10 protein-coding genes are annotated in these 11933 nt (G+C 52.1%); 6 read left to right on the top strand and 4 right to left on the bottom strand.

Annotated elements, in window-relative coordinates; all coding sequences use genetic code 11:
* The 4 genes from QZP87_RS00140 to QZP87_RS00125 form a co-directional block, all read right to left on the bottom strand.
* The coding region (locus tag QZP87_RS00140) for a DUF499 domain-containing protein (RefSeq protein WP_291320900.1) at positions 1-1769 on the bottom strand (1769 nt) is incomplete at its 3' end.
* Positions 1770-2408: 639 nt separating this feature from the next.
* On the bottom strand, positions 2409-3737 hold the full coding sequence (locus QZP87_RS00135; protein WP_291320899.1) for an MFS transporter: 1329 nt from the start codon (positions 3735-3737) through the stop codon (positions 2409-2411).
* An 11-nt stretch (positions 3738-3748) separates the two neighbouring features.
* Positions 3749-4384: an NUDIX hydrolase gene (locus tag QZP87_RS00130; protein ID WP_291320898.1), complete on the bottom strand. Its 636-nt coding sequence runs from the start codon at positions 4382-4384 to the stop codon at positions 3749-3751.
* 534 nt (positions 4385-4918) lie between these two features.
* On the bottom strand, positions 4919-5974 hold the full coding sequence (locus QZP87_RS00125; RefSeq protein ID WP_291320897.1) for a TRAP transporter substrate-binding protein: 1056 nt from the start codon (positions 5972-5974) through the stop codon (positions 4919-4921).
* A gap of 676 nt (positions 5975-6650) precedes the next feature.
* Here QZP87_RS00125 and ispG point away from each other — a divergent pair.
* The 6 genes from ispG to QZP87_RS00095 all read left to right on the top strand — a co-directional run.
* On the top strand, positions 6651-7712 hold the full coding sequence (gene ispG, locus QZP87_RS00120) for a flavodoxin-dependent (E)-4-hydroxy-3-methylbut-2-enyl-diphosphate synthase (protein ID WP_291320896.1): 1062 nt from the start codon (positions 6651-6653) through the stop codon (positions 7710-7712).
* A gap of 290 nt (positions 7713-8002) precedes the next feature.
* Positions 8003-8314, top strand: coding sequence for a 30S ribosomal protein S6 (rpsF, locus tag QZP87_RS00115; protein ID WP_291320895.1), 312 nt, complete (start codon positions 8003-8005; stop codon positions 8312-8314).
* A gap of 2 nt (positions 8315-8316) precedes the next feature.
* On the top strand, positions 8317-8574 hold the full coding sequence (rpsR, locus tag QZP87_RS00110) for a 30S ribosomal protein S18 (RefSeq protein ID WP_291320894.1): 258 nt from the start codon (positions 8317-8319) through the stop codon (positions 8572-8574).
* Positions 8575-8586: 12 nt separating this feature from the next.
* Positions 8587-9069, top strand: coding sequence for a 50S ribosomal protein L9 (rplI, locus tag QZP87_RS00105; RefSeq protein WP_291320893.1), 483 nt, complete (start codon positions 8587-8589; stop codon positions 9067-9069).
* Between the two features lie 31 nt (positions 9070-9100).
* Entirely contained in the window at positions 9101-10531 is a 1431-nt protein-coding gene (gene dnaB, locus QZP87_RS00100; protein ID WP_291320901.1) for a replicative DNA helicase, read from the top strand.
* A 106-nt stretch (positions 10532-10637) separates the two neighbouring features.
* A partial coding sequence (locus QZP87_RS00095; protein WP_291320892.1) for a phenylacetate--CoA ligase occupies positions 10638-11933 on the top strand: 1296 nt, incomplete at its 3' end.

Below are 11933 nucleotides of genomic sequence, written 5' to 3'. Positions count from 1 at the left end.
TGCTCCACAGCATAGAGCTCCCGCAGGGATTCTTCCACCCGGGAAGCCATATAGGTGTCATTACCGGAGAGCACCAGCAGATGATTCTTCTCCGATACTGAGCGGTAAAAGCGGTTGATATCCTCCGGGGGAACGCTATTGTCCGGAGGGATCACCACAAGAACGCGATGGGTGCTGAGATTGATCTCGTTAATTTCCGGCATTACCAGCACTTCTTGATACGCTTGGCGTGACTCAGCCTTCAACTCACCCTGCAGGCGGTTTCTAAGGGCATTTTCCACTTTCCCCCTGGCAAGGGAGCGGGCTTCCTTTTGAACCCGCTTAATGAGATTTTCCGTGTCTTTGAAATAAAATAATTCTCCTTCAGCATGCAGATACCAAGCGCTTTTGCGCAGTCTTTCAAAGGCCTGGGAAAACTCTTCCGGCTTGCGATTGGGAGCTGCAAGATATTCGATGACCTCTTCCCGGCGCAGGCCCATGTGTCCTTTGACTGCCAGGGAAAGAGAAGAGGAAAGAAGCAGGGCTGCCACCTGGCTGCCTGCATCGCTGTTCAGCTCGGCATCAATAATCTCTGCATGGGCATTGCCGTTATCCGCAATATCCTTGGCAATGGCATGTCGCAGGGCACGGTTGATATCACATACTTCATTGATAACCAGGCTATCGTTGAAGTTTAAATGCTGGGTGCCGATAAGATAGACGTCATTGGTAGTTCTTAGCCATACAGAGCGGATAACCCGGGAAGCAAACTGAAGAAGTCCCCGGGTTTCCCTGAAATCCGGATTGTCCTTGAACAGGGCCACCAGGTGTTTGAAAGAAGGATGGAAAGGATAAGTATCACGCACCTCCTCGGCCACCTGCTCCATGCTGCGGGCGGTGAGGTAGCCGCTGTCCTCGGCCAGTTTCACCTGGGCCGCATAAGCCTCTGCCACCTCGTCCATATCTTCCTGGGAAGGCATTTCGGCGAAAAGTCTTTTTCTCAAGATAGCATAGATTTCGTTGCCCTCCAGCGAAACCGGGGTAATTATCCGTGCCTGGCGGCGGGCCTCCTGCTGTACATCTGATACCAGCCTGCGGACTTCTTTGACCTGCTCCCTGTAGCTGTCTGTGAGATTGGACAGGACAATGCAGCAGCGGGGCAGTTCCAGAGCGGCGACAAAAAGATTGGACAGGGTGCGGGTAAGGACGTCCACCATGGTCCCCTTGCCCACGGAAACTGTCCTGGCCTCCAGAAAATAGGGCGGGAGCTCATCAAAAAGAAGAAGAGCCGGGTCGTCGCCGATGAGATTCTTCCAGTCATCCTTGCTGGGTGGCTTGGGGCCGTGCTCCCAGAAGGGGCGCATGATTTCACCCCGGCCAAGTTGCTCGGCAATGTCTCCCCACAGGTAATGATCCGGACTGCTTCGCCCGTCAAAAACCGCTACACGGGATGGTTGAGGGTCCAGGCGCTGCACAATGTCACCGGGCAGAACACTGGATCTCCGGGAAGGATATCGGGCCAATAGCCCCAAAGAGGCCATAAGATGGGATTTACCACCACCCATGGCCTGAGCCAGTTCAAAAAGCGCCTGTTCAGATTTGCCTGAAAGGCGCAGAAGCCCCTGAGCCAGGAGGTCTTCCATGCCTGCGGTCAAAAAACTCTTGGCGAAAAATTCCTGTCCTTCATCCCTGGCAGAAATCACCTGGGCCAGATTCTCCACCCCGCCGGCAACCTGGTATTCAAGGGTGGTTTCATGAAGCTGGCAGGCATCTTTGACGGTTTTCAGCATGGGCTATGCTCCTTTTTCAGCCTGCGGTCCGGATTTATGAGCGAATTACAAAGTAAGCATTCAGGGAGTCCTAAGTGGTAGTTCCTGGCACAAGGCCTGGGGACTGTCCCGCACTTATTTTTCTAACGCTCACATCTGTAAATTGTTCATCAGAAAAAAATAAGTGCGGGACTGTCCCCGGGCCGGTTGCGGCACACCCTGAATGCTTACATTACAAAAAATATCCAGTGTAAAGCAATGGTTGCCCGAGCATTCTGGCTGATTATTACCTGTAAATCAAGTCAAAGCCCATTGATACTAAAAAAATATCCGCCTTGTAAAAGCAGGTCATAAAACTTAAAGCCAGGCCAGCCTGCCTTGCCATGCATTGCCTGATGTGAGCAATTACGCGCAGTTATTACCCATTTCATGCTTGGTATGTTTTGGGCAATAAAGGCGGATTTTTACCCCTTTCATACCTGGCCTGATTTGGGTAAAATGCTATCACTACAGCGAAACTTATGACTGACCTCCGGGGACTGGCTCTCCCCGCACTTATTTTTTCCAATAAAACCAAGATCATTTGTAATAAAAAATAAGTGCGGGGGTGCCTGTCCCCAATTGAGGCAGGTATAATATTTTATAAGCTTCGCTGTAGTACTATTTGCAGGTCTGCGAAAAACTGCGTTTGAAAATAAACAGCGCAGCCAGAGCCAGTGCCAGGCAGCCGACGAAAATAAAGCTGTATGATCCGGGCTGGTCATGGCCAAGCAAATCCAGAAACATTCCAGCCGAGGCCGTGCCCAGGGCTCCGGAAACAAAGAATACCAGGTTGAAAACCCCCATTCCAAGCCCAACGCGACCGTCAGGAAGGGTCCCGGATACAGCCCCTGCCAGTGAGGAATGGATAATGGTAAAGCCCGAGTTAGCCACGATGAGGCACAAAGCGCTTATTATCGGACTCTGGCCGGCGGTTAAGATAATCAGGCAAAATCCTGTCATCAGAATCAGAAAACCCGTCCTGACCACTGGAGCAGCTCCGCAGCGATCCACGAACCTGCCGGCAACCAGACCGGCCAGGGCTGCGCTCATGGCTCCGGGAAACAGATACAGCCCGATATGCAGAGTAGGCATTTCATAGATATGCCTGAACATGAGAGGCATAAGGAAAAAAGTGGCGAATATGGTGCCCATGGCCAGAAGAGCTGTGAGCAGGCCGTGCAGATAGGCGGGGCTTCTAAGCAGTTCCGGAGATACGAAAGGATAAGCCGCGGAAAAGATACGCCTTGCAAAAAGGATCCCCAGAGCCAGGGCCGGCAGGAGCAGCCACCACATAAGCATATTGACCATGAACAGCAGACAGCCCACGGTACCCGCCAGCAGAAGTGCGCCCGGCAGGTCCAGGGGTTTGCGGACAAGATCGCTCTGCCTGGGAAGGGCTCTTCTAAGCAGGTAAATTGTGGGCAAAAGAAGCAGGGGCATGAGAAACAGATAGTTCCAGTGCAGGTATCCGGCAATAAGCCCCCCTATAATGGGACCTATACCCAGGCCGAAAGCCACGGTGGAGGCAATGAGACCCAGCAGGCGTCCCCGGATATGCACCGGGACATATACAGTGGCCAGCACCATGGACAGGGCCGGAATCCCAGAAGCCCCGGCCGCCTGGATCATACGCGCGGCCACCAGCATATGGTATGAATCTGTAAAAAAACCCAGAAGGGACCCCAGGCAGAATATCAAAAGGCCTGCAGTAATGAGATCGCGAAGGTGAAATCTCTGCCCCAGCCTGGCATACATCACGGAACCAAAGGCAAAGATCACGATGTAGGCTGTAACCACCCAGCTGACCATAGCCGGAGATACAGCGTAGTCCGCAGCAATGTCCGGGACGGCCAGATTGAAGGTCACCCCGTTCAGGACCGATAAAAAAATAGTCAAAGACAGAAGCGGGGCTATGTACAGGCGCACCTGTCTGGGTTCAAGATCCATGGCAACTCCGGCTAATCAAATGCTGCCGGACGTTGCGGATCCATAAGGCAGGCTCTTACATGTTCAAGGTGGCGCTCATTGGTGCGGTTGGAGGAAAGAACAGGCAGATCGTCGAAATCAAAAAAATCCACCGCGGAAGTCTCGGGACTGATCCGGGCATGGCCTCCGGTTATGCGGCACATGAAGACAATCTTGTAGGCATGGAAAAAGGAGATGGGCCGCCCACCCCGGTTGGCGTCGTAAACTCCTACCAGGCGCTCCGGAACCACGTTGAACCCGCTTTCCTCCCAGACTTCCCTGGCCACCATCTCCGAAGGTGTTTCCCCTACGTCGGCCCAGCCCCCGGGCAGGCACCACAGGCCGTCCTTTATCTCTTTTACCAGCATGATGCGCCCGTCCTGTATCACTGCTCCGCGCACATCCACCTTGACAGTGACATAGCCGCTCTGGTCCTGAAAAATGTTCATGGCCCGGGTGTAATCCAGGTTGGAATGCATCTCGGCCATTTCCGCGGCTATTTCCTGCAGCCGGGAAAAGTTTTTCTCATCGTGGTGATTCTTGCTGAATAAAAGCCCGATTCCGCTTATGGCCTGTATTTCCCTGGCCCAGCGAAGCCAGGCTGAAGCCGGATCATCTTTTTCAGACATCCATACTCCTACTGAAAAATTCTGTGTCAATCTGTTTGATCTGCCCGTCACGCCATAAAGGACTGCCACTCGTCCTGCCAAGCGCTTCGCGTGGTTCGCTTCGAGCAAAGTCGGAGTTTCAGTACCTGGCGGTGGGACTGTCTTGCACTTATCGCACTAACACTACAGCGAACCTTATAAAATATAATTACGTATCTCAATTGGGGACAGGCACCCCCGCACTTATTTTTATTACAAATGATCTTGGTTTTATTGGAAAAAATAAGTGCGGGGAGAGCCAGTCCCCTGAGGTCAGTCATAAGTTTCGCTGTAGTGATATCTTAATCCTGTTAATCCTGTCAAAAAAGCTCTTTAATGATGCACCTGCAAAAAGTCAGATATTAACTGATAGTGGTAAATATGGATCATCTTACTCTTTGATTTTACTGACTACTGACCTCCGACCTCTGACTACTGACCACTGACTACTGCGACTGGAAATAAGACTTTTTGCAGTCGCATCTTTAATTTATTGGGTTGGGGGCAAAGCCCGCCTTAGAAATCTCTGTACTCTGCAGAAAACTTCTCATCCAGTTCCCTGGTGATTCTGACTGCCTCCTCTGCAGGCAAGCCCGCACCGGATTTGTCCTGAACCCACTCGTCCACTACAGCGTCCAGGCGCTCTATCCATCTTTGTTCTTCATCATCAGACAATTCCAGTACCTGAATATCGTGCTCTTCTTTTGCAAACTCCAGCCCTTCCCTGGATGCTCTGGCAAAAAGCTCTCCATATTTCATGGCGAATTCATCGTTTAATTCCTCAAAAACATCCTGCACGTCCTGGGGCAAAGAATCCCAGGTCTCCTTGTTCATAACCTTGACAAAAGGTATATTGTACAGAAAAGGAGTCTTGGTTACATACTGAACAACTTCTGCCAGCCTGAAGCCCATTAAAGTGTCCGTCGGCCCCAGGATGGAATTCACCAGCCCCTGGTCCAGGGCCAGATATGCCTCTGACATGGGCATGGAATGGGGAACAGCACCCAGGGTTTTTACAGGCACTGCACTGCCGCCCGCAGCCCTTATCTCGAGCCTTTGCACGTCATCTAAAGTCTTTACCGGAATCTTGCTCATGATATCTCCCGGACCAGTGGCCCAGAACATAAGCACCTTGACATCCGAAAATTCATCCACGCCAAGCTCATCCCTGAACCTTTTGTATCCCTCATGCACAGTCAGAGAAGCAGCTACGGAATTGACATTTTCATAGCCAGGCAATTCAAATACTTCAGTCAATGGAAACATTCCCGGAGTATAGGCTGGACAAGTGCTTCCGATATCAGCCACCCCGTCTTCCACTCCACTGTAGATCTCCCTGGCCCCAAGCAGAGACTCACCGGCATGCAGGGTGATTTTCACCTTGCCCTGGCTCCTTTCATGCACCTCCTCTATCCAGGCCAGATGGCCCTGATCCACCTGGGGATGTGAGGCAGGCCAGAATGTGACCATGGTCAACTCAATCTCTTCCTCTTTTTCCGAGGCGCAACCTGATACCAGTATCAAGGCGCAACAGAAAATAAACATCCAGAAAATCAGTTCATTTCGCTTCATAATTATAATCCTTTATCTTCAGAGTTAAAAGTTGATGGTGAAAAGTACACCCAGTTAAACCACGCCCGTGCGTGACTGCCGGAGGCAGTGTTAAGCCGGGTAAAAGGTTAAGATAAAGGTATCTGTTAGCGTTATTAAGGAAAGCAGGGGATAGGCACCCCGGGACCCGCTTGAGCATCATATTGTGTAACCATTCAGGGGGGCAAAGACCGGACCGGGGACAGTCCCCGCGACACTTTTCCTGCACAAATACAAAAAGTACAAACGCGAAATTTTGTGAAGCCGCGCAATCATTACTTAGCGGGGGACAGTCCCCAGGCCTTGTGCCATTAGTCACCACCGAGGATTCCCTGAATGGTTACCATTTTGTGCTCAACAGGACTCATTTTTTGGGACAGACGCAAAACAGATACATCCCCGTCAACACTGGATCAATAATAACTTTTTCTACAAGAAACAAGCAAATTTTTCGGCAAACATTTTCCACTTCAGCCACGCATTGCATTAGTTTAATACATTCACACTATTGCCTCATACTCTGCCTGTGTAAGCATTCAGGGGGGTGGATATCGGCAATCACCACCGAAGCCCTCCCAAAAAAAATATGGTTACGCATGGTTTAAGAGAGGTAAATCTTTTCTTGAAGCCCGCTCAGACCGGTGTTATCATTATTATTATGCAAAGACGGAAAACCCGTGTCATCAAAATCGGTGAGTTAGGCATCGGGGGTGACAACCCCATCCGGGTGCAGAGCATGACCAACACCCCTACCCGGGACACTGAAAAAACCCTGCAGCAGATAGGCATGCTTGCCAAAGCCGGATGCGAACTGGTCCGCGTAGCCGTACCGGACATGGAATCCGCTTTGAGTCTTCCGGATATCAAAAAAGGCTCTCCTGTTCCAGTAGTCGCGGACATCCATTTTGACCACCGCCTGGCTCTGAAATCCCTGGAAGCCGGGGTGGATGGGCTTCGTTTAAACCCGGGCAATATCGGAGGGCCTGACAGGGTAGTCCGGGTGGTTCAAGAGGCAGGCAAGCGCGCTGTGCCTATTCGCATTGGAGTCAACAGCGGTTCTGTTGAAAAAATACTGCTGGAAAAATTCGGCGGACCAACTCCACGGGCTATGGTGGAAAGCGCCACAGGCCATATCCGAATCCTGGAGGAACAGGGTTTCAACCTCATCAAGATATCTCTTAAATCATCATCAGTCCCTAATACTATAGAGGCCTACAGGCTCATGGCTGACATGTGCGATTACCCCCTTCACATCGGAATTACCGAGGCCGGAACCCCTTTGCGCGGAGCCGCCAAATCCGGGGTGGGTCTGGGCATCCTGCTCCATATGGGCCTCGGCGACACACTGCGCGTGTCCCTGACCGCGGAGCCGATACAGGAAATGACCGTGGCCTGGGAGATACTGCGGTCCCTGGGTCTCAGACACAGGGGCCCTCAGATTATATCCTGCCCTACATGTGCACGTACTGAGATTGACTTGCCTGCCCTGGCCCAGGCCGTTGAAGACAGGCTCAGACAGGTGGAAAAGGTATTCACTGTGGCTGTAATGGGCTGCGTGGTCAACGGACCTGGAGAGGCCCGCGAAGCTGATATTGGTCTGGCCGGGGGTCGGGATTGCGGCATTATATTCATGAAAGGACAAGTGGTCCGTAAAGTCCGGGGAAATGAACTGATCCCGGAATTTATGGCCGAGCTGGACCGATATTTGCGCTTGACATAACAATATGGAACAAATATATTTGCAAGTTTGTGGTTGTTTATTAAACTTTTTCGACTCGCATACACCATCAGTGTGCGACCGTATCTGTTCAGCGCTTTGCATGTGGCACGGGGACTGGCTTTCCCCGCACTTATTTTTTCGCTGATGTGATGATCATTACTGAAAAATAAGTGCGGGGGTGCCTGTCCCCTGCTTTCCTTAAAAGCGCTGAACAGATACGTGCGACCTTACACTCAAACCCAGCCTTGCTCTCGTTACGAGGGCCGCATGACCAAAAGGAGAAACAATTGATGCAAGCAAGGTACGAAACTCTTTTATTGCTGAACCCGGAAATTGGTTCCGATGGAAGCAAAGAACTGGTGGAGAAATTCTCCGGCGTCCTGGAACGAAACGAAGGCCAGGTCATCAAGAATGACGACTGGGGGCTGAAAACCCTGGCCTACCCCGTCAAGAAACAGACCCGCGGCCGCTACATACGCATGGAGTATTCATTGCCTGCCACCCAGGTCTCGGAATTCGAACGTAATATCCGGATATCTGACGGTGTATTTAAATTTTTGACCGTAAGGCTGCCTCAGGACAAGGTACAGGAGGTGGAATAAGCATGGTATACAAGAAATTCGCCCCCCGAAAGAAATTCTGCCGTTTCTGTGCCTCCAAGGAAAACATCCTGGACTACAAGAACGTGGATATGCTCAAGGACTTCATTACTGACCGGGGCAAAATCATCGCCCGCAGGATCACCGGCAACTGCGCCAAACACCAGAGGGCGCTGACCACTGAAATCAAAAAGGCCAGGCAGATGGCCCTGCTGTATTACACTGCAACCCACAGCACAGAAGTCAGGAAAAAGACAACCTAGGAGTAATCGAAAATGCAGCTGATATTAAGAGCAGACGTAGACAACCTGGGTCGACTGGGAGACATGGTCAAGGTCAAGCCAGGATATGCCCGCAATTATTTAATCCCTCAAAGACTGGCCTATCCGGCCACCAAGGCCAACCTGAACATCTTCGAGCAGGAGAGAAAACGCCTGCAGGAAAAGATGGATTCCATCCGCCGCGAGGCCCAGAGTCTCGGCGAAAAGCTTCAGGAGGCCCGTGTGGTTATACCCGTGCGCGTGGGCGAGCATGACAAGCTTTACGGTTCAGTAACCACTGCCATGATTGCCGATTCCCTCGCCCGGCAGGGCATAGACATAGATAAACGCAAAATCGTACTGGACAATCCCATTAGAAGCCTTGGGGAATACGAAATCGGAGTAAAACTCCATCATGACATCCAGGTTGACATAAAGGTCAGTGTTGTAAGACATGACAGTGAACAAGACATCGGGCAATCAGGGGAAGAATCCTGAGACCGTCTCTCATGCCGGTTCCGGCGGATTCTTGAAGGGCAAAGGTGTCTCTAAACAATCCGGCCGGGACCTGAGCCATTCTCTGGGAGCAGTTTCCTCTGACCTGGTAAAAAGAATGCCCCCCCAGAACCTGGAGGCCGAGCAGGCGGTTCTGGGGGGGGTTTTTTTATCCAACGATGTCCTGCACACTCTGGTGGATGTCTTAAACGAGGAGGATTTTTACTCACAGTCGCACCGTATTGTATTCAGGACTTTCATAGAACTCTACCGCCGCAACATTCCGGTGGACCTGGTCACTGTCCACGAGGAACTGGAAAAAAGTTCTAAACTGGAAAGTATAGGCGGTGCAGTTTACCTGGCCACCCTTACCGAGGCAGTGGCTGCCTCAGCCAACGTGCACTTTTATGCCCAGATAGTTAAGGAAAAATCCATACGCAGGCACCTTATTCAGGCCGCCACCGATATTATCGCCCAGAGCTTCGATCCGGCCGGCGAAATAAGCCAGCTCCTGGACACCTCTGAACAGAGCATATTCGCCATCAGCGAGTCCAAGACCAAACCGGTTTTCAAATCCACCAAGGAACTGGTGGGTGAAGTTTATAAGCTCCTGGAACAAAGGGTGGAGCGCAAGGAACTGGTCACCGGGGTGCCTACAGGCTACCACAAACTGGATGAAATCACCGCCGGGTTTCAACCCACAGACCTTATTATCTGCGCCGGCAGACCCAGCATGGGCAAAACCGCCTTCGCCCTGAACACAGTCATGCGCTCCGCAGTGGCCCATGGGGTCAAAACAGCCATATTTTCCCTGGAGATGTCCATGGAGCAGCTCATGATGCGCATGCTCTGCTCCTGGGGCAAGGTAGACCTGAAAAACCTCCGGACAGGGTTTTTAAACGACGAGGACTGGAACAGGCTGCATCAAGCCGCCCAGGCCCTTTCCATGGCTCCCATATATATAGACGACACTCCTGCTCTGTCTTCCATGGAAATGCGCGCCAGGAGCCGCAGACTGAAGTCCGAAAAAGGTCTGGACCAGGTGGTTGTGGATTACCTGCAGCTCATGCGGGCCGGAAGATTCATCGACTCCAGGGAGCAGGAAATTTCCGAGATATCCAGGTCCCTCAAAGCACTGGCCAAGGAGCTGAGCGTACCGGTCATTGCCCTGTCCCAGCTCAACCGCAAGGTTGAAGACAGGACCAACAAACGCCCTGTTCTGTCCGACCTGCGCGAATCCGGCGCCATCGAGCAGGACGCGGATGTCATCCTGTTTCTGTACCGCGACGGTGTGTACAATCCCAAGGATGATAATCCGCGCCGGAACGTGGCCGAGGTCATCATCGGCAAGCAGAGAAACGGTCCAGTGGGAACTGTGGCACTCTCATTCCTGGACCGTTTTACCGCCTTTGAAAATCTCACCCATGTCCCGGCTCCTTCCGAAGAAGAAGCCCAGACGTTTTAGCCTGTTGCGCAGCTAACAACCAAAGCACTTCCATTAATGTCAGCCACATGCACTGAACAGGCATGCCGGCACCGGCAACAACAGCAATCATAACCGGGGAATGAGTATGCAAGTCTTTGACAGACAAGAGGTACTTGACAAAAATGAAATTGACAGCCTGCAGGCTGTCAGGCTGAAAAATACAGTCCACCAGGCCACAGCCTCCCATTTCTACCGCAACTGCCTGGCCAGAGCCAATGTAAAGGTCTCGGACATAAATTCCCACGAAGATGTCGCCAGGCTGCCCTTTACTACCAAGGAAGACCTGCGTGAACAATATCCCTTTGGTTTTCTGGCTATGCCCAAAGAAAAAATGGTCCGCCTGCACGCATCTTCAGGTACAACAGGGTCCTCCACTGTGATTCTGCACACTCAAAACGATTTAAATGTCTGGGCCGACCTTGTGGCCAGGTCCATGCACTGCGCCGGGGTCCGCCCCAGCGATGTTTTTCAGAATATGAGCGGATACGGCCTGTTTACAGGGGGCCTGGGCATACATTACGGGGCCGAAAGGCTGGGGTGTCTCACTATTCCTGCCGGAGCGGGCAACAGCAGACGTCAGATAAAGATGCTCGGGGACTACAAGGTCAGCGTGGCACACATTATCCCTTCATACGCCATGCACCTGAGTACGGTTTTTGAAGAGCTGGGGATTGATCCCCGCTCCATGCACCTGCGCATCATGCTTATAGGAGCCGAACCTCATAGCGAGGAGATCAGAGCCAGAATCCAGGAGATTTATGGGGTCAAGGCTTTTAATTCCTACGGCCTGTCAGAAATGAACGGTCCCGGAGTTGCCTTTGAGTGCGAGTACCAGACAGGGATGCACCTGTGGGAGGACTCATACCTGGCGGAAATCATCGACCCTGAGACACTGGAGCCTGTATCAGAGGGCGAAACCGGGGAACTGGTCCTGACCACACTCACCCGGGAAGGCATGCCCATCCTGCGCTACCGTACCCGGGATCTGACCCGCTTTATTCCCGGACAATGCCCCTGCGGGCGTAAACACAGACGCATTGACCGCATTGCCGGGCGCTCAGACGATATGATAGTTATCAAGGGTGTCAACATCTATCCCATGCAGGTGGAAAAGATACTCATGTCCATTCCCGAAGTGGGACAGAACTATATCATCCAGCTGGAGCGCCAGGGTCATATGGACCAGATGCGGGTCAGGGTGGAGATAAGAGATGAATTCTTTGTGGAGGACATGCGCCGCCTGCAGCAGATTCAGAACAAGATAGCCGGCCTTTTAAGAGAGGAGATACTCATCAGTCCCAAAATTGACCTGGTGGAGCACAACACCCTGCCCCAGTCCCAGGGCAAGGCCACCCGGGTGGTGGACAAGAGGGCAGAAGGA

The sequence above is a fragment of the Desulfonatronospira sp. genome (genome assembly GCA_003563255.1).
Taxonomy (GTDB): Bacteria; Desulfobacterota; Desulfovibrionia; order Desulfovibrionales; family Desulfonatronovibrionaceae; genus Desulfonatronospira.
Note: the sequence above shows the minus strand (reverse complement) of the source record. Positions and strands in the feature narration are given on the sequence as shown.